16 protein-coding genes and 1 tRNA gene are annotated in these 17,587 nt (G+C 66.3%); 5 read left to right on the forward strand and 12 right to left on the reverse strand.

Features of this window, described 5'->3' with window-relative positions; translation table 11 throughout:
* Window positions 1-44 precede the first annotated feature (44 nt).
* The 4 genes from MKK51_RS24880 to MKK51_RS24895 all read left to right on the forward strand — a co-directional run bounded on the left by MKK51_RS24880 (window position 45) and on the right by MKK51_RS24895 (window position 5,280).
* Entirely contained in the window at window positions 45-368 is a 324-nt protein-coding gene (locus tag MKK51_RS24880; RefSeq protein ID WP_243982044.1) for a rhodanese-like domain-containing protein, read from the forward strand.
* A gap of 142 nt (window positions 369-510) precedes the next feature.
* A complete protein-coding gene (locus MKK51_RS24885; RefSeq protein ID WP_243982046.1) occupies window positions 511-1,659 on the forward strand; it encodes an efflux RND transporter periplasmic adaptor subunit in 1,149 nt (382 codons plus the stop codon).
* A 141-nt stretch (window positions 1,660-1,800) separates the two neighbouring features.
* Window positions 1,801-5,010 (forward strand): efflux RND transporter permease subunit, encoded by a 3,210-nt coding sequence (locus tag MKK51_RS24890; RefSeq protein WP_243982049.1) that lies wholly within the window; start codon window positions 1,801-1,803, stop codon window positions 5,008-5,010.
* 193 nt (window positions 5,011-5,203) lie between these two features.
* A tRNA-Pro gene (locus MKK51_RS24895) sits at window positions 5,204-5,280 on the forward strand.
* 146 nt (window positions 5,281-5,426) lie between these two features.
* On the opposite strand, the gene MKK51_RS24900 is transcribed toward MKK51_RS24895, so the two are convergent.
* The 11 genes from MKK51_RS24900 to MKK51_RS24950 form a co-directional block, all read right to left on the reverse strand.
* Complete coding sequence (locus MKK51_RS24900) at window positions 5,427-5,681, reverse strand: PilZ domain-containing protein (RefSeq protein ID WP_243982051.1); 255 nt, start codon at window positions 5,679-5,681, stop codon at window positions 5,427-5,429.
* Window positions 5,682-5,794: 113 nt separating this feature from the next.
* Window positions 5,795-7,369, reverse strand: coding sequence for a SpoVR family protein (locus MKK51_RS24905; RefSeq protein ID WP_243982053.1), 1,575 nt, complete (start codon window positions 7,367-7,369; stop codon window positions 5,795-5,797).
* Window positions 7,370-7,497: 128 nt separating this feature from the next.
* A complete protein-coding gene (locus MKK51_RS24910; RefSeq protein WP_243982054.1) occupies window positions 7,498-8,799 on the reverse strand; it encodes a YeaH/YhbH family protein in 1,302 nt (433 codons plus the stop codon).
* A 122-nt stretch (window positions 8,800-8,921) separates the two neighbouring features.
* Window positions 8,922-10,874, reverse strand: a complete 1,953-nt coding sequence (locus MKK51_RS24915; RefSeq protein WP_243982056.1) for a PrkA family serine protein kinase — start codon at window positions 10,872-10,874, stop codon at window positions 8,922-8,924.
* Window positions 10,875-11,056: 182 nt separating this feature from the next.
* A complete protein-coding gene (locus tag MKK51_RS24920) occupies window positions 11,057-11,506 on the reverse strand; it encodes a 4-aminobutyrate aminotransferase (protein ID WP_243982058.1) in 450 nt (149 codons plus the stop codon).
* A gap of 157 nt (window positions 11,507-11,663) precedes the next feature.
* Window positions 11,664-12,236: a MerR family transcriptional regulator gene (locus MKK51_RS24925; protein ID WP_243982060.1), complete on the reverse strand. Its 573-nt coding sequence runs from the start codon at window positions 12,234-12,236 to the stop codon at window positions 11,664-11,666.
* Between the two features lie 8 nt (window positions 12,237-12,244).
* Entirely contained in the window at window positions 12,245-12,565 is a 321-nt protein-coding gene (locus MKK51_RS24930) for an integration host factor subunit alpha (RefSeq protein ID WP_243982061.1), read from the reverse strand.
* A gap of 129 nt (window positions 12,566-12,694) precedes the next feature.
* Entirely contained in the window at window positions 12,695-13,672 is a 978-nt protein-coding gene (locus MKK51_RS24935) for a beta-ketoacyl-ACP synthase III (protein ID WP_243982063.1), read from the reverse strand.
* Between the two features lie 27 nt (window positions 13,673-13,699).
* Window positions 13,700-14,734 (reverse strand): phosphate acyltransferase PlsX, encoded by a 1,035-nt coding sequence (plsX, locus tag MKK51_RS24940; protein WP_243982065.1) that lies wholly within the window; start codon window positions 14,732-14,734, stop codon window positions 13,700-13,702.
* A 250-nt stretch (window positions 14,735-14,984) separates the two neighbouring features.
* Window positions 14,985-15,491 carry a YceD family protein gene (locus tag MKK51_RS24945; protein ID WP_243982067.1) on the reverse strand — a complete coding sequence of 169 codons (507 nt, stop codon included), beginning with the start codon at window positions 15,489-15,491 and terminating at the stop codon, window positions 14,985-14,987.
* Window position 15,492: 1 nt separating this feature from the next.
* Window positions 15,493-16,047: a ubiquinol-cytochrome C chaperone family protein gene (locus MKK51_RS24950; protein WP_243982069.1), complete on the reverse strand. Its 555-nt coding sequence runs from the start codon at window positions 16,045-16,047 to the stop codon at window positions 15,493-15,495.
* Between the two features lie 173 nt (window positions 16,048-16,220).
* Here MKK51_RS24950 and MKK51_RS24955 point away from each other — a divergent pair, with 173 nt between their 5' ends.
* A complete protein-coding gene (locus MKK51_RS24955; protein ID WP_243982071.1) occupies window positions 16,221-16,718 on the forward strand; it encodes an outer membrane protein assembly factor BamE in 498 nt (165 codons plus the stop codon).
* Window positions 16,719-16,810: 92 nt separating this feature from the next.
* On the opposite strand, the gene hisA is transcribed toward MKK51_RS24955, so the two are convergent.
* Window positions 16,811-17,548 carry a 1-(5-phosphoribosyl)-5-[(5-phosphoribosylamino)methylideneamino]imidazole-4-carboxamide isomerase gene (gene hisA, locus MKK51_RS24960; RefSeq protein WP_243982073.1) on the reverse strand — a complete coding sequence of 246 codons (738 nt, stop codon included), beginning with the start codon at window positions 17,546-17,548 and terminating at the stop codon, window positions 16,811-16,813.
* Window positions 17,549-17,587: the final 39 nt, after the last annotated feature.

A 17,587-nucleotide genomic window follows, 5' to 3' on the forward strand; every position in this document is an offset into this window, starting at 1 on the left:
TTCGCCACGGGTTACAAAGTGGCGACGAAGCGAGGGCCAAGCGCATGAAGGTTGTCGATCTCGACCGGGAGACGATCAAGCGGGGGCTCGACGATCGCTCGATTCTGCTCATCGACGTGCGGGAGCCGCACGAGTATTCGGCCGGTCACATTCCCGGCTCCGTCCCGCACCCCCTGTCGACCTTCGACACCCGCGCCTTGTCGGCGCTGATCGCGGAGGACGGACGTCGCCCGGTCTTTTCCTGCGCGGCCGGTGTCCGCTCGGTCCACGCCCTTGCCGCCGCTCAATCCGCCGGCATTCCGGTGGAGGAGCATTACGTCGGCGGGTTCAAGGACTGGTATCTGGCCGGGGAAACGGTCGAGTCCTGAACGTTCCGCGTCCCAGATTCGGTCGAATGGCGGTCTGGCGACCGTTCCACGCCTCAATCCCATCGCTCCACGGGCTATGTGCGGCAGCGCACGACATCACGGGAACGGTGCCTTTAGCTCGCAGGGCGCAGGGAAAAGCAACATGATCAAGCGTCCGCTCTCCGGATGGTCGTCCGCGATCCTCCTGTCCGCCGTCCTTCTCGCCTTCACCGCTCCGGTTTCCGCCCAGGCGCCCGGTGGTCCGCCCCCGAAGGTGACCACGGCCAAGCCGGTGGTGCGCGAGATCGTGGAGACCGATATGTATACGGGACGCTTCGATCCCGTGGAGATCGTCGACGTGCGGGCCCGGGTCACCGGCTATCTCGAGAAGGTCAATTTCGTGGACGGCGCCACGGTGAAGAAGGGCGACCTGCTCTTCGTCATCGACCGTCGCCCCTACAAGGCGGCCCTCGACCAGGCCAAGGCCGCCCTCACCTCCGCCCAGGCCGGATTGACCTTCTCCCAGACCGATCTCGAGCGCGCTCAGACCCTGAGCCGGTCCGGCAACATTTCCGAGCAGGTGACGGATCAGCGCCGGCAGGCGTCGCAGACGGCTCAGGCCAATGTGGACAGCGCCGATGCGCAGTTGCGCCAGGCGCAGCTCAACTACGATTTCACCGAGGTCCGGGCCCCGATCTCGGGCCGCATCAGCCAGCGCCTCGTCACAGAGGGCAACATCGTCATCACCGACCAGACCCAGCTGACGACGATCGTCTCCCTGGACCCGATCTATTTCGGCTTCACTGTGGATGAGCGCTCCTTCCTGAAGTACCAGGGCAGCCTCGGCATCGGCATGGGCCAGACCCAAAAGGGCAAGGGCGTTCCGATCCTGATCGCCCTGACCAACGAGGCGAAGCCGACCCGCAAGGGCACCCTCGACTTCGTGGACAACCGCGTCGACAACGCCACCGGTACGGTGCTGCTGCGCGCCACCGTCGAGAACCCGGACGGCTTCATCAAGCCGGGCCTGTTCGGCATCGTCTCGCTGCCGGCGACGAAGCCCTTCCAGGGCATCCTTCTGCCCGACGAGGCCATCTCCGCGAACCAGGACAAGCGCATCGTCTACATCGTGGCCGACGATGGCTCGGTGACCACCCGCGACGTGAAGCTCGGGCCGAAGGTCGATGGCTACCGCGTGATCCGCGAAGGCCTGAAGGGCGACGAGAACGTGGTCGTCAACGGCCTGTCCCGCGTCCGCCCCGGCGCCAAGGTGACGGCGGAAGCGAGCACGCTGCCGCCGAGCCGCACCTGACGCGCACCCCATTCTAGACCGGACCCGCCGGTTTCCGCCTTTCGTTTCAGGGGCGTGACATCCGGCGGGTTCTTGACGGCGAACGAAGAAACATTCCCGCGGAGGTGCCCGAGGGCTCCTGTGCGGCGAGAGGTTTGACCGATGCGCTTTGCCCACTTCTTCGTCGATCGGCCGATCTTCGCGTCGGTGACGTCGATCATCTTCCTGATCCTCGGCTACGTCTCCTATGAGTCGCTGCCCGTCGCGCAATATCCCGAGATCGTGCCGCCCACCGTCGTCGTGCGCGCCTCCTATCCCGGCGCCAATGCCGAGACGGTGGCGGCGACGATCGCGACGCCCATCGAGCAGGAGGTGAACGGCGTCGACAACATGCTCTACATGACGTCGCTGTCCACCAACGACGGCAACATGCAGCTGACCGTCACCTTCAAGGTCGGCACCAACCTCGATATCGCCAACGTGCTGGTGCAGAACCGTCTCTCGGTGGCGCAGCCGCGCCTTCCGCCCGACGTGCGCAACCTCGGCGTCACCGTCCGCAAGTCCTCGCCCGATCTGATGATGGTCGTGCACCTGCTGTCACCGGACAACACCTACGACCAGAACTACCTCTCCAACTACATCTACCTGCGGATCCGCGACGAGTTGCTGCGCCTCGACGGCGTCGGCGACATCACGGTGTTCGGCGGCAGCGAATACGCCCTGCGCATCTGGCTCGACCCGAACAAGCTCTCCGCCTACGGCCTCTCGACCACCGACGTCATCTCGGCCCTCCAGGAGCAGAACGTCCAGGTCGCCTCGGGAGCTCTCGGTGCCCCGCCCGCGCCGAAGGACAATGCCTTCCAGCTCGTCGTCCAGTCCCAGGGGCGCTTCCAGACTCCGGAAGAGTTCACCGAGGTCATCGTCAAGGCCAGCGACGGCCGCCTCGTGCGCGTGAAGGACATCGCCCGCACCGAGATGGGCCAGAAGGACTACACCACCCAGTCCTTCCTGAACTCCACCCCCGCCGTCGGCGTCGGCGTGTTCCAGCGTCCGGGGACCAACGCCCTCGAAGCCGCCACGCAGGTGCGGGCGACGATGGAGACGATCAAGAAGAGCTTCCCGCCGGGGGTCGAGTATCGGATCGCCTACAACCCGACCGAGTTCATCGAGGAATCGGTCCACGAGGTCTACAAGACCCTGTTCGAGGCCGTGGCCCTCGTGGTCGTCGTGGTCATCGTCTTCCTGCAGAGCTGGCGCACGGCGCTGATCCCGGTGATCGCGATCCCGGTCTCGCTGATCGGCACCTTCGCGGCGATGGAGGCGTTCGGCTTCTCCATCAACAACCTCACCCTGTTCGGCCTCGTCCTCGCCATCGGCATCGTCGTCGACGACGCGATCGTGGTGGTGGAGAACGTCGAACGGAACATGGCGGAGGGGCTCTCGCCCGGAGACGCCGCGCACAAGACCATGGACGAAGTGGGCGGCGCGGTACTCGCCATCGCCCTCGTCCTGTCGGCGGTGTTCATCCCCACCGCCTTCATCCCCGGAATTTCCGGACAGTTCTACAAGCAGTTCGCGCTCACCATCGCGGCCTCGACCATCATCTCGATGTTCAACTCGCTGACGCTGTCGCCGGCGCTCTGCAAGCTGCTGCTCAAGCCCCACCACGAACATGCCAAGCCGAAGTTCTTCCTGACGCGGTTCGTCGCCTGGCTCGCCGACCTGTTCAACCGGGGCTTCGACAGGCTGTCGCATGGCTACGCCGCCACGATCCGATTCCTCACCGGCCGCACGATCGGCCTGCTCGGCATGATGGTGGTGTACGCCGCGATCATCGCCGGCACGCTGCATGTGGCCACCACGACGCCCACGGGCTTCATTCCGCAACAGGACCAGGGCTACCTCATCGGCGTCGTCCAGCTGCCCGCAGGCTCGGCGCTGGAACGGACCACCGCCGTGGTGCGGCGGGCCGCCGACATGGCCCTCAAGGTCGACGGCGTCGCCGATGCCGTCATCATCTCGGGCTTCGACGGGGCGACCTTCACCAACACCACCAACGGCGCGGTGATGTTCCTGGTTCTGAAGGGGGCAAAGGAGCGCGCCACCACGGGCAGAACGGCGGCGGCCATCACCGGCGACGTGTTCAAGGCCACCGCCTCGATCCAGGAGGCGCGGGTCCTGTTCATTCCGCCGCCCCCGGTCCGCGGCCTCGGCACCGGCGGCGGTTTCAAGATGCAGATCGAGAGCCGCCAGAACTCGGCCATCGCCCCCCTGCTGGCCGCCACGAACGAGATCCTCGGTCAGGCGAACCAGAGCAGCGACGTCCAGCGGGTGTTCACCACCTTCGGCAACGACACGCCCCAGCTCTTCATCGACATCGATCGCACGATGGCGCGGATGCTGAACGTGCCGCTGGCGTCGGTCTTCGCCACCCTGCAGACCAATCTCGGCGGCGCCTACGTCAACGATTTCAACACGTTCGGCCGCATCTACCAGGTGCGTGCGCAGGCCGACGCCGCCTTCCGCCTGGAGAAGGGCGACATCGAACGGCTCAAGGTCCGTTCCTCCACCGGCGCCCTGGTGCCGATGGGGACACTGGCTTCGATCCGCGAGATCAGCGGGCCGCAGATCGTGCAGCGGTTCAACCTGTTCTATTCGGTCCCGATCCAGGGCGACGCCAAGCCCGGCATATCCACCGGCCAGGCCCTCGCGGCGATGGAAAAGATCGCCCAGTCCCTGCCGGAGGGCTACGCCTACGACTGGACCGAGATCGCCTTCCAGCAGAAGGCGACGGGCAACACCGCGATCTATGTCTTCGGTCTCGGCGTGCTCCTCGTCTTCCTGGTCCTGGCGGCGCAGTACGAATCCTGGGCGCTGCCGCTGGCGATCATCCTCGTCGTCCCGACGGGGGTGCTCTCGGCCCTGGGGGCGGTCCAGTTCAGGGGGCAGGACAACAACATCCTGACCCAGATCGGACTGATCGTGCTCATCGGTCTGGCGGCGAAGAACGCGATCCTGATCGTGGAGTTCGCCCACCAGCTCGAAGAGACGGAGAAGAAGGGGCCGGTCGCCGCCGCGGTGGAAGCCTGCCGCCTGCGCCTGCGCCCGATCCTGATGACGGCCTTCGCCTTCATCCTCGGTACGGTGCCCCTCGTCATCGCCACCGGACCAGGCGCCGAGATGCGTCAGGCTCTCGGCACCGCGGTCTGCTTCGGCATGATCGGCGCAACGTTCTTCGGCCTGTTCCTCACCCCGGTCTTCTACGTGGCGATCCGCAACATCCTGATCTGGTTCGCCAAGAAGCGCGGCAAGGATCCGCACGACACCACCCCTGACAAGCACGACCCCCACGCGACGCCTTCGCACGCGTGACGACAGGCTCCGGCGCGTGAGGTCGCGTGCCGGAGCCACGGAAAAGGGGTTGCGCACAGGTGACCGTGAAGCTAAGACCCCTCTGCCCTTCACGGGGCGTCGACGCGTAGCGCGGCCCGGTCAGCGCACTGGTCTCAGGGCCAGTCACCGGAACGGCCATTGACGCGAACGACAGGTTCAGAGCGGTTCTTGACGGAGTATAGCGCAGCCCGGTAGCGCACCTGTCTGGGGGACAGGGGGTCGCAGGTTCAAGTCCTGCTACTCCGACCATTAAAACGCGGTGACATCGGCAAGACAGCAGATGTCCTCCGCTCTGACGTTGAAGGCCGGGGCGCGCTGTCCCCGGCCTTTTTCGTTTCCAGGTCGTGTCGGTCGGTCGGGAGCCGGGCAGCGATCATCCGGCTCGGGTACGAGCGTCAGGCCGACGCCCGGTTGAAGGTCGCGCCGATGGTCTCGTCGCCCCGCCAGACCACGCGGCACACCTCGATTCCCGCGATACAGGCCGAATGCAGGATGAAGGTTTCGGGGACCAGGGCGGTCTCGGGAAGGGTGAGTCGGACGCCGGAGGCGGAGACGTCGTAGACGATGCAGGGAAGCGTCGTGTGCTCGTCTACGGCGATGAAGCCGGCCTCGTCCTGGCGCTGCCGCTCCTCGATCCGACGCTCATTCATGATCACCTCGTTGCGAGCCTGATCCGGAGGATGGCCGGCGGTGTGCGAAAGAACCGAGAGCGCAATTCCTCAAATGCGACGGATCGGAGCTCAATTCAGCGCCCCCGGGGCCGTCAGAAGAAGATCGGCCGCGCTGCCGCGTGGTGTTCGGCGAGGATCGCGTCCGTGGCCGGATCGATCTCCTTGAGCACCGCGTCGTAGCCCCAGAGATCCGCCAGATGCTGCAGGACCCGGCGGGCATCGTCGGCCTGGAGCGTGATCCGGTTCAGCGCCTTGTGATGGACGATGAGGCGGCGGTCGCCCTCCAGATCGACATCCACGACCTCGATATCGGGATCGAGCCAGGCAACGTCGTATTGCCGGGCGAACGAGCGGCGCAGCTTGCGGTAGCCGCGCTCGTCATGGATGGCCTCCACGCGCAATTCCGCCTCGTCGGGGTCGTCGACCACGTGGAACAGTCGCATGTCGCGCATGAGCTTGGGGCTCAGGAACTGCGCGATGAAGCTCTCGTCCCGGTAATTCGCCCAGATGTCCCGCAGGGTCGCCATGGCGTCGCCCGTGCCCGCGATGTCGGGGAACCACTCGCGATCCTCCTCCGTCGGCTGCTCCACGATGCGGGCGATGTCCTGCATCATGGCAAAGCCGATGGCGTAGGGATTGTGCCCACCATAGCCGCGCTCGTTGTAGTTCGGCTGGCGGACGACGTTGGTGTGCGACTGCAGGAATTCGAGATAGGCCGCCTCGCCGATCAGCCCCTTCTCCGAGAGCGAGTTCATGATCCGGTAGTGGCAATAGGTGGCGCAGCCCTCGTTCATCACCTTGGTCTGGCGCTGGGGATAGAAATACTGTGCCACGAGGCGGACGATCCGCAGGATCTCGCGCTGCCACGGACGCAGGCGCGGGGCCGCCTTCTCGAGGAAGTAGAGCAGGTTCTCCTGCGGCAGTTCGAGGAGGGCCTTGCGCCGCTCCAGGGCGGCGTCGGGCCGGAGCCCGGCGCTCTTCTGCGGCAGGGTGCGCCACAGGTCGTTGTAGATCTGCTCGCCGTGCTCGGCCCGCTCGCGCTCGCGCCGCTGTTCCGAGGCGAGGTCCGGCCGCTTCTTGCGCGGATAGCGGTGGACGCCCTGGCTCATCAGGGCGTGGGCGGCGTCGAGCACCTGCTCCACCGCGTGGTGACCGTAGCGCTCCTCGCAGCGGGTGATGAACCCCTTGGCGAAGTCGAGGTAATCGAGGATGCCCTCGGCATCGGTCCATTGCTTGAACAGGTAGTTGTTCTTGAAGAAATGGTTGTGACCGAAGGCGGCGTGCGCGATCACCAGGGTCTGCATCGTCGCCGTGTTCTCCTCCATGATGTAGGAGATGCACGGGTCCGAATTGATGACGATCTCGTAGGCGAGGCCCATCATGCCGCGGCGATAGCCGGCCTCGTGCTGGGCGAAGTGCTTCCCGAACGACCAGTGCTTGTAGAACAGCGGCATGCCGATGGAGGCATAGGCGTCGAGCATCTGCTCCGCCGTGATGATCTCGATCTGGTTCGGATACCAGGATAGGCCGAGTTCCTGGCCGGCGATGGTCTCGCAGGCGTCGTGGATGCGGCGGATCGTGTCGAAATCCCAGTCGTTGCCGGTGAACAGAGGCGGCTGGCCGCCCGACATCGTCGGCGATGCGGGGAAATGGAGGTTCGTGACCATCGTCGTCCTTCTCTCCGAGCGTTCCGGCTCTCCTCCCCTCCCCCGTGCGGGAGGAAGGGGTCAGCTCATTCTACCGGGACCGGTTCGTCGCGGAGCCGGCTCCCCACCCTCGGTCCGATCTCCGCGCGTCACGCCTCCGCTTCGGCGCGCGCGTCCTTGCGCCCGAACAGTTCGCGGAAGACCGGGTAGATGTCGCGCCGGTGGTTGACCTTGCGCATGGCGATGGCGCCACCGGATTTGGCCAGAGCCTCGTAGGTGCGCCACAGGGTGGTGCGGTGCTCGACGAACCCGGCGCGGGGGCCGTTCTCGTCGCCGACTTCGAGATAGGCGAAGTGCTGACAGGCGGGCAGGATATGGGCACGCAGCAATTCGGTGGAGGTCGGGCCATCGCTCGACACGTTGTCCCCATCCGAGGCCTGGGCCGCGTAGATGTTCCAGTCGTTGGGGTCGTAGCGCTCGGTGATGACGCGTTTCATCTCCACCAGCGCCGACGACACCAGGGTACCGCCGGTCTCGCGCGAGCCGAAGAACGTCTCTTCGTCCACCTCCGTCGCCTTGTCGGTGTGGCGGATGAAAACGATCTCCACGTGCCGGTAGCGCCGCGTCAGAAAGATGTGGAGCAGGATGTAGAAGCGCTTGGCGAGATCCTTCATGTGCTCGGTCATCGAGCCCGACACGTCCATCAGGCAGAACATCACCGCCTGGGCGATGGGGCGCGGATAGGGCTCGAACCGGCGATAGCGCAGGTCGATCGGATCGACATAGGGGATCCGCCTGGTGCGTTCGCGCAGGGCCTCCAGGGCGAGCCTCATGTCGGGGAGAAGGGGGTCGCCGAGATCGGCCTCGTCGATGCGGCCCTCGAGCTCCGCGATCTCCTCCGGCTTCGGACGCTTGAGGGCGATGCGCCGCGACATGGAATTGCGCAGGGTGCGGGTGAGCGCGAGGTTGGCCGGCGAGCCCGACACGGTGTAGCCGGCGCGCCGCAGGCCTTCCGTCTCCACGATCGAGAGCCGACGCTTGGCCAGATCCGGCAGTTCTAGGTCTTCGAGGAACAGTTCGAGGAACTCGTCCCGCGTCAGCACGAAGTTGAACGCATCCTCGCTGTTCTCGGAGCCCTCTCCGCCCTGGCCCGACCCCTTGCCTCCGCCGCCGCCCGGCGGGCGCTCGATGCGGTCGCCTTCCACATAGGTCTTGTTGCCGGGCAGGATGTAGTCCTGCAGGCCGGTGCCGGACTGGCGGCTGAAGCGGGGCTCGCGCACGCCGTCTCCGGGAACCGTGACGCGCCCGTCCTTGCCCAGATCCTTGATGTCCTTCTCGCGGGCGGATTCGCGCACTGCGCGCTGGGCCATGTCCTTGACCCGGCGCAGGAAGCGCTGGCGATTTGGAAGGCTCTTGCCTCCGGGATTCAACCGACGGTCAACGATGTGCATCCGGTGCTTTCGTCCTCGCCCTCAAGACCCTGGCCCCTGAGACCCTAGCAGGTTCGACGGTCGTGTCCGGCAGGCATCCCGATGCCCGCCGGCCTTTCGCCGCGACCGGACGTGTCGCCGTCCTAACCCGCCTGCTTCACCCTCATGTACCACTCCACCAGACGGCGAACCTGCCGCTCGGTATAGCCTCGCGCGATCATGCGATCGACGAACTCACCGTGCTTCTTCTCCGTCTCTCCGTCCTTCTTGGAACCAAACGAGATGACCGGAAGCAGTTCCTCCACCTGGCTGAACATCCGCCGCTCGATCACCTCGCGCAGCTTCTCGTAGGACGTCCAGGACGGATTGCGCCCGCCATGCTGAGCCCGCGAGCGGAGGGCGAACTTGACGACCTCGTTGCGGAAATCCTTCGGGTTGGCGATGCCCGCCGGCTTCTCGATCTTGGTGAGTTCCTGGTTGAGAAGCTCCCGGTTGAGGAGCTGACCCGTCTCGGAATCCTTGAAATCCTGATCCTCGATCCATGCATCGGCGTAGTCGATGTATCGGTCGAACAGGTTCTGGCCGTAATCGTGGTAGGATTCGAGATAGGCCTTCTGGATCTCGTGGCCGATGAACTCGGCGTAGCGCGGCGCGAGTTCGGTCTTGATGAACTCGAGATAGCGCTTCTCGGTCTCCGGCGGCAGCTGCTCGCGGCGCAGGGCCTGTTCCAGCGTGTACATGAGATGGACGGGGTCGGCCGAGACCTCCGTCGTGTCGTGGTTGAACGTCGCCGCCATCACCTTGAAGGCGAAGCGGGTGGAGATGCCGTCCATCCCCTCGTCGACGCCGGCGGCATCCTTGTATTCCTGCATCGAGCGGGCGCGGGGATCGACCTCGCGCAGGGACTCGCCGTCATAGACGCGCATCTTCGAGAAGGCGTTGGAATTGGCGTGCTCGCGCAGGCGGGAGAGCACGGAGAAGCGGGCCAGCATTTCCAGCGTGCCGGGGGCGCAGGCGGCCTCCGCCAGTTCGGAACCCGAGACCAGCTTCTCGTAGATCCGCTGCTCTTCCGTCACCCGCAGGCAGTAGGGCACCTTGATGACGTAGATGCGGTCGATGAAGGCTTCGTTGTTCTTGTTGGTCTTGAAGGTCTGCCACTCGGATTCGTTCGAGTGGGCGAGAATGACGCCGGTGAACGGAATCGCCCCGATATTCTCGGTGCCGACGTAATTGCCCTCCTGCGTCGCCGTGAGCAGGGGGTGCAGCATCTTGATCGGCGCCTTGAACATCTCGACGAATTCGAGGACGCCCTGGTTCGCCCGGTTGAGGCCGCCGGAATAAGAGTAGGCGTCCGGGTCCGCCTGGGACAGGGTCTCGAGACGGCGGATGTCGACCTTGCCCACCAGGGACGAGATGTCCTGGTTGTTCTCGTCGCCGGGCTCGGTCTTGGCGATGCCGATCTGGCGCAGGCGCGACGGCCGGACCTTGATGACCTTGAACTGCGAGATATCGCCGTTGAACTCGTCGAGGCGCTTCAGGGCCCACGGGCTCATCAGGCCGGTGAGGCGACGGCGCGGAATGCCGTAGCGTTCCTGGATCTCGGCGCCCATCACCTCGGGGTCGAACAGTCCGAGGGGGCTCTCGAAGACCGGGGAGACCTCGTTGCCGGCCTTCAGCACGTAGATGGGGTGGACCTCCATCAGGGCCTTGAGGCGCTCGGCGAGGGACGACTTGCCGCCGCCGACGGGGCCGAGGAGGTAGAGGATCTGCTTGCGCTCCTCCAACCCCTGCGCGGCGTGGCGGAAGAACGAGACGATCCGCTCGATCGTCTCCTCCATGCCGTAGAACTCGGAGAAGGCGGGATAGACCCGGATCGTCCGGTTCATGAACACGCGGCCGAGACGGGGGTCCTTGGCGGTGTCCACGAATTCCGGCTTGCCGATCGCGTCGAGGATGCGCTCGGCCGCGGTGGCGTACATGAGGGGCTCGTCCCGGCACGCCTCCATGAACTCGGACAGGCTCATTTCCGTATCGCGGCGGGCCTCGTAACCGCGGGCAAAGCTCTGGAACAGGTCGTTCGTCGATGGCATTGGCATCCCGATCCCTTCACGACTGACACAGCTTCATCCTGTCTCGGCTCGGATGCAACTGACAGGCCCAGTTTTGTCGCAGTGCGGTCGCGACGGCAATCGAGCGTGGGAAGCATGCCACAGTGGGCGGCCCGGCGGCGGGAATCGCAGCCGCCGGGCCTCGCGTGTCGGAGGGGCTCAGGGCGGGATCAGAGGTCCGTGGCGCCCTTCTTGGTGTCGTCCCCACCCTTCGTGGCCGAGCCGCCAACGGTGATGTTGATCGTCTGCGTCATGGTCTTTCCGTCGGCCTTCTTCACCTCGACCACGACTTCGTCGGTCCCGGTGAAGCCGTCCTTGCTCTGATAGAAGACGCCCGTCGCGGCGGTCTTCTTGTTCGGGCATTTGTGGCTCGCCGGGGTGGTGACGCTGCCGGTCTTGGTGATGAGAGAGCCGTTCTTGGGCGAGGTGCTGATGCGGATCTCCGGCATCGAGCCCGGCTTGCAATCGTCCTTCAGGTTGGAGGCGATGAGGATGCGGACGCTCTTGCCGGGGGCCGCGGTCTCGGTGCGGGTCGCCGTGTCCTGGGCCAGGACCGGGGCGCTGGCGATGGCGAGAAACAGGCCGGCGGCGAGGAAGGCATTCGATTTGGCGGCGTACATCGGGCGGTCTCCGGTGATGCCTGGCGACCTTATGGGACGAAGAGGGTGCGACCGCCGTGGCCGGATGGATGTGGGAAGGGCGGAGCCCGCCGTCGAGGGCATCGAGGCGTTTCCTTCGAATCCCGAGCGCGCGATCGCTCCGGCCTGGATCGCCGGTTCAGGAGCGGATCGCGGGATCCGACGGGTCGCGGAGCTTTCTCAACGCGTCGCGGCAGGCATGGAGATCGTCGAGGACGGCCTGCAGGGTCGACCGGTCGGCACCGAGCCGGTCGTCCTCGCGTGCCGTGGCGTGACCGGCCTCGTCGTCCGCCTCGTCTTCCCCGGCTTCCAGATCCCGCGGGATCGGAGCCGCCACCTCGGCCTCGCCCCGCCCCACCGACTGGACGAAGCGGATGCCGTTCTCCTTCAGGACGCGCTGAGCGCCACGAATGGTGTAGCCCTGTTCATGCAGAAGGCGCCGGATGCCCTTGATCAGGTCCACGTCTTCCGGCCGGTAGTAGCGCCGGCCACCCGCGCGCTTTACCGGCCTGACCTGGGCGAACTTCGTCTCCCAGAACCGGAGAACGTGCTGCGGCACGTCGAGCTCGTCGGCCACTTCGCTGATCGTGCGAAAGGCGCCCGGGCGCTTCTCCACCGTGTCGCGGCCGTCAGCGGAGCCGGACAGGCTCACCTCGAACGGACCCTCTCCGCCCCGCGCCGTCTCGACCGGAACCTTGGCTGCCAACGGCATGATGGACCTCAATCGTCGTCTTGTTCGGCGGTGCCGTTGACGCCGTTAATCCGGGACTTGAGCACGTTGGACGGCTTGAACACCATGACCTGGCGCGGCTCGATGGCCACTTCGACGCCGGTCTTGGGATTGCGGCCGACGCGCCGGCCCTTGCCGCGAACGACGAAGGATCCGAACGACGACAGCTTCACCGTTTCACCGGAGGCGAGGCAGGTGCAGATCTCCGACAGCACGGTCTCGACGAGGGCCGCCGATTCCGTCCGCGACAGGCCGACCTGCTGATAGACGGCCTCGCTCAGATCGGCGCGTGTGACCGTCTTTCCTGCCATGCGTCATTCCCCAAACGAATCGTATTTTTTGACGTATCTCTATGATCGGACACGCTAATCTGCGTTGGGCCGCAGGTCAACAGGACTTCATGGTTCAGCGTCGGGACTGTGCCCGGCCACGCACTCGTCTCACCAGCGGATCAGCGCCGCACCCCAGGTGAAACCGCCGCCGATGGCCTCGATCATCACGAGGTCGCGGCGCTTGATCCGGCCGTCCTTCCGGGCCGCGTCGAGGGCGAGGGGGATCGAGGCCGCCGACGTGTTGCCGTGCCGGTCGACGGTGAGCACGACCTTGCTCCTGTCGATGCCGAGCTTGTCGGCGGAGGCTTCGATGATGCGCCGGTTCGCCTGATGCGGCACGAACCATGTCAGGTCGTCCGCGCTCGTCTCCGTGGCCGCGAAAGCGTCGGCGATGACATCCGTCACCGAGCCCACGGCGAAGCGGAAGACCTCCTTGCCCACCATCCGCAGGTGACCGGTGGTGCCGGTGGAGCCGGGTCCTCCATCGACGTAGAGCTTGTCGCGGTGCCGTCCGTCGGAGCGCAGATGGCTGGTGAGCACGCCGCGATCCTCGCTCGTCCCCTCCCCGTCCTGGGCCTCGAGGACGATCGCCCCGGCACCGTCGCCGAAGAGCACGCAGGTCGTACGGTCCTCCCAGTCGAGGATGCGCGAGAAGGTTTCGGCACCGACCACGAGGGCGCGGCGCACGCTCCCGCTCGCGATGAACTTGTCGGCCGTGGAAACGCCGTAGACGAAGCCCGCGCAGACCGCCTGGATGTCGAAGGCGAAGCCGGAGCGGATGCCCAGCCCCGCCTGGATCTGGGTCGCCACCGATGGGAACGTATGGTCCGGCGTCGAGGTGGCGCAGATGACGAGATCGATATCCTCCGGCCCAAGTCCCGCATCGTCCAGGGCGGCCTTCGCGGCCGCGATCCCCAGGGTCGACGTGGTCTCGCCGTCACCCGCCAGATAGCGCTGGCGGATGCCCGTGCGCTGGACGATCCATTCGTCGGACGTGTCGACGGTCCTCGTCAACTCGTCGTTCGTCACGAGACGTGCCGGCAGGGCAGAGCCCGTCCCCACCACTACGGAGCGTGTAACCGCCATGTCAGATCCGATCCGGCATCGACCACCTCATGCGGAGGCGGCAACGGGCGTGAGTTCGAGCATGTCGCGAATGGTCCGCATCAGGTCGTGCCGCGCCATGTCGTGCGCGAGATCGACGGCGGCCGCGAAACCGTGAGCGTCCTCCGAGCCGTGGCTCTTGATGACGATACCCTCCAGACCGAGGAAGACGCCGCCATTGGCCCGGCTCGGGTTCATCTTGTCGCGCAGGGCCTTGAAGGCCTGCCGGGCGAAGAAGTAGCCGATCTTGGCCGACAGGGTCCGGCTCATGGCCGCGCGCAGGTAGCTGGCGATCTGCTTGGCGGTGCCCTCCGCGGTCTTCAGGGCGATGTTGCCGGTAAAGCCCTCGGTGACCACCACGTCGACGGTGCCCTTGCCGAGGTCGTTGCCCTCGACGAAGCCGTGATAGGCGAGGTTCGGCAGGTCGGTCTCGCGCAGGCGCCGCGCGGCTTCCTTCACCGCCTCGTTCCCCTTCATCTCCTCGGTGCCGACATTGAGCAGGCCCACCGTCGGTTGATCGAGATCGAAGACGATCCTGGCCATGGCGGCACCCATCAGCGCCATCTCCACCAGATGCTCTGCGTCGGTGCCGATGGTCGCCCCCACATCGAGGACGACGCTCTCGCCGCGTACGGTCGGCCACAGGCAGGCGATCGCCGGTCGCTCGATGCCGGCCAGGGTCTTCAGGCAGATCTTCGACATGGCCATGAGCGCGCCGGTATTGCCGGCCGAGACGGCCGCATCGGCCTCCCCGTCCTTGACCGCCTGGATCGCGCGCCACATCGAGGATTTTCCGCGGCCCGAGCGGACCGCCTGGCTCGGCTTCTCGTCCATGGCGATCGCCACGGTGGTGTGGCGGATCTCCACGGCACCCTTCAGGCGCGGCTCGGCCGCCACCAGCGGGGTAAGGATGGCCTCGTCCCCGAACATCAGGAACGTCATCTCGGGATGGCGCTCGCGCGCGATGGCGGCGCCCGGCACCACGGTCGTGGGACCGTGATCGCCGCCCATGGCGTCGAGCGAGATGCACACTCTTTGAGACATGTGGTTCGGCCGGAGGCCTCTTTCAGGACGGGCAGACCCTTCTTGGCGAAGGGCCGGGCGAAGGATCGACGGGACGCCCTTCGGCGTGAAGGGATGGATGAGAGGCCTGGACCCGCATCGGCGGGCCCCTCCTCGGCGCGGCGGAAAATAGCGGTTCGAGCCCGGCGGGCAAACGAAATCTCAGTTTTTCCGGAATCCGCGGTTCGATGCCGGCTCCGTCACCCCGATCCTGCGCGGCCCGGGCCGGGCGTCAGGCATCGTCGCCCTTCAACGTCTTGAGGATCGCCAGCGGCGATTCCCGCTCCTCGGCCACCGGCTCGAAGGCGATACCGGGCTTGCGCGGATAGGGATCGAGGCCGAGGGCCAGGAACTCGGCGGTGACCTGCCCCAGGTCGATCGTGCCGTTGACGATCGGATCCGGGATATCGGCCTCCTCGTCGCTGGCTTCCTTCTCCGGGTCGCGATCGCTGAACACGATCTCGACGGGTTCGGAGACCTCCGCCTCGAACGGTTCGAGGCTGATCGTGCAGACCTGGGTGACGACGGCCGAGACCGTACCGGTGATGACGAGGTGAGCGGACGTCCCGCTCCATTCCAGCCGGCCCACGAGGTCGCGGACGGCCGGGATGCGGAAATCCGCGGCCAGGGCCGCCTCTTCCTCCGGTGTCGCCTTGATGACGATTCCGGCCCTGTCCCTGGGCAGGCGGTCGACCCGGAATGGCCGCGACAGGGGCCCGGCCGTCGACTTTGCCGTCATGTCAGATATCTCCCGATTGGTTGAGGTTCAGCGGGGATGGGAAGCCCGGCCCGTGCGATACGAGCCGGTCGAGGTCGCGTCCATCGAGGAGATCGACGCTTCTCAGCACGTAGCGGGCGAGGCCCGCACCCGCCTCCGGCATGTCGGTGCCGATGACGTTGCGCGCCAGGGCGGCCTTGAGGCCGTCCTCGTCCCGCGCATCCAGGGCGCCGTCATAGCCCGCCGCGCGACCGTAGAAGGCCGCTCCCAGCTTCTTCATGCGCTTGGGCACGCCGAAATCCCCCACGCCGAGTTCGCGCAACGAGGCATCGAGCTGAAGGAAGACTGCGTTCACCAGATCCTGGGCGATGTCCGCCGCCGGCGGCGGCAGCTGGTTCATCCGTCGCAGGACCAGGATGACGTGGAGCGTCAGGCACTCGAAGCGGCCTTCCACGCTGTCGGGCACACCGAGACCGGTATAGAGGGCCGGCACCCGCGAGGCCTCGTTGATCCGCAGGTGCAACGCCTCGACGACGCTGGCGCGGGCGGAGCCGCGCTTGAAGAATCGCGCGATCATGCCGTCCACCGGAGGCGAGAGGGGTGTGGCCGAGCTTGCCTTGTCAAAACCATAACCTCGCGGTACGGCAACCGGCAGCCACGGCGCAAGCTCCACCGGACCGTACAGGTGGGGATCAGCGCCGGGCCATGACGCTCACGCGTCGTGTTGTCTCAACGGATCAAGGGTGGCTGATGTCGCGCCGTTTCGTCTCGTCGATCAGCCGTCTCGCCGTCATCGGCTTCGTCGGTGTGGGAATCTCCGGTTGCATCGGTGAAGACCTCCGCCACGGATACCAGATCGATCAGGCCGCCCTCGCCACGGTGAAGCCGGGCATGAGCGCGGAGCAGGTCCTCCAGATCCTCGGCTCCCCGTCCACGGTCTCCACCGTCGGCAACAAGACCTGGTACTACATCACCCAGAACTCGCGCCGGACGGTGCTGTTCCTCGGTGAGCGGGTGGAGGACCAGAAGGTCACCACCGTCTATTTTAACGCCGCCTTCAAGGTGGAGCGCATCGCCCTCTACGGCCTGCAGGACGGCAAGGTGTTCGACTTCATCGAGCGCACGACGCCGACCAGCGGCGCGGATCGCGCCTTCCTCGGCCAGCTGTTCCGCGGCCTCACCAAGTACGAGCCGTTCGGCAGCGGCTCGGGCACGAGCATCGTGCCGGGTGCCAAGAACGGCCTCTAGCGCAGCAGCTATTCAAGCGAATTGAAAAAGCCGCGCGCCCCATGGGGCGCGCGGCTTTTCCGTGTCGATCGCGACGGTGGAACGACGAAAGCCTAGGCGGCCGCCTTTCGGGCGATGGCGGCGAGGGCCTCGCGCGGGTCGATGCGACCGTCATAGAGCGCCCGCCCGGTGATCGCGCCGGCCAGCATCGCGCAGTCCGGCTCCAGCAGGCGATGGACGTCCTCGATGGAGGCCAGCCCGCCCGAGGCGATGACCGGGATCGTGACGGCCTGCGCCAGGGCGAGGGTCATCTCGATGTTGAGCCCCTTGAGGATGCCGTCGCGGGCGATGTCGGTGTAGATGATTGCGGCCACGCCGGCATCCTCGAACCGCCGTCCGAGTTCCTCGGCCGTCGTGCTGGAGGTCTTCGCCCAGCCTTCCACCGCCACGCGGCCGTCCTTGGCATCGACACCGACGGCGATCTTGCCCGGATACAGGCGGGCCGCCTCGCGCACGAAAGCCGGGTCGCGCACGGCGGCCGTGCCGATGATGACCCGGCTCACACCCTTCTCGATCCAGGCCTCGACGGTGCGCATCTCGCGGATGCCGCCGCCGAGCTGAACCGGAAGGTTGGTGCGGGCGAGGATGGCATCGACGGCCGACGCGTTCATCGGTGCGCCGGCGAAGGCGCCGTCGAGATCGACCACGTGAAGCCAGGAGAAGCCCTGCTCCTCGAACACGCTCGCCTGAGCGGCCGGATCGTCGCTGAACACGATGGCTTGCGCCATGTCTCCCTGGACGAGGCGAACGCAGCGCCCTTCCTTGAGATCGATCGCCGGAAACAGGATCACGGTGGATGTCGCTTTCTGAATGTCGATGGGCCGATGGGC

The organism is Methylobacterium sp. E-045 (genome assembly GCF_022829685.1).
Taxonomy (GTDB): Bacteria; Pseudomonadota; Alphaproteobacteria; order Rhizobiales; family Beijerinckiaceae; genus Methylobacterium.

What these genes read in the sequence shown, in the direction of transcription:
- MKK51_RS24925 (WP_243982060.1), bottom strand. Translation starts at nt 12,236, where the DNA reads ATGCCGTTGGCAGCCAAGGTTCCGGTCGAGACGGCGCGGGGCGGAGAG.
- MKK51_RS24930 (WP_243982061.1), bottom strand. Translation starts at nt 12,565, where the DNA reads ATGGCAGGAAAGACGGTCACACGCGCCGATCTGAGCGAGGCCGTCTAT.
- MKK51_RS24880 (WP_243982044.1), top strand. Translation starts at nt 45, where the DNA reads ATGAAGGTTGTCGATCTCGACCGGGAGACGATCAAGCGGGGGCTCGAC.
- MKK51_RS24950 (WP_243982069.1), bottom strand. Translation starts at nt 16,047, where the DNA reads ATGATCGCGCGATTCTTCAAGCGCGGCTCCGCCCGCGCCAGCGTCGTC.
- MKK51_RS24920 (WP_243982058.1), bottom strand. Translation starts at nt 11,506, where the DNA reads ATGTACGCCGCCAAATCGAATGCCTTCCTCGCCGCCGGCCTGTTTCTC.
- MKK51_RS24890 (WP_243982049.1), top strand. Translation starts at nt 1,801, where the DNA reads ATGCGCTTTGCCCACTTCTTCGTCGATCGGCCGATCTTCGCGTCGGTG.
- MKK51_RS24900 (WP_243982051.1), bottom strand. Translation starts at nt 5,681, where the DNA reads ATGAATGAGCGTCGGATCGAGGAGCGGCAGCGCCAGGACGAGGCCGGC.
- MKK51_RS24905 (WP_243982053.1), bottom strand. Translation starts at nt 7,369, where the DNA reads ATGGTCACGAACCTCCATTTCCCCGCATCGCCGACGATGTCGGGCGGC.
- MKK51_RS24955 (WP_243982071.1), top strand. Translation starts at nt 16,221, where the DNA reads ATGTCGCGCCGTTTCGTCTCGTCGATCAGCCGTCTCGCCGTCATCGGC.
- MKK51_RS24915 (WP_243982056.1), bottom strand. Translation starts at nt 10,874, where the DNA reads ATGCCAATGCCATCGACGAACGACCTGTTCCAGAGCTTTGCCCGCGGT.
- MKK51_RS24935 (WP_243982063.1), bottom strand. Translation starts at nt 13,672, where the DNA reads ATGGCGGTTACACGCTCCGTAGTGGTGGGGACGGGCTCTGCCCTGCCG.
- MKK51_RS24910 (WP_243982054.1), bottom strand. Translation starts at nt 8,799, where the DNA reads ATGCACATCGTTGACCGTCGGTTGAATCCCGGAGGCAAGAGCCTTCCA.
- MKK51_RS24945 (WP_243982067.1), bottom strand. Translation starts at nt 15,491, where the DNA reads ATGACGGCAAAGTCGACGGCCGGGCCCCTGTCGCGGCCATTCCGGGTC.
- plsX (WP_243982065.1), bottom strand. Translation starts at nt 14,734, where the DNA reads ATGTCTCAAAGAGTGTGCATCTCGCTCGACGCCATGGGCGGCGATCAC.
- MKK51_RS24885 (WP_243982046.1), top strand. Translation starts at nt 511, where the DNA reads ATGATCAAGCGTCCGCTCTCCGGATGGTCGTCCGCGATCCTCCTGTCC.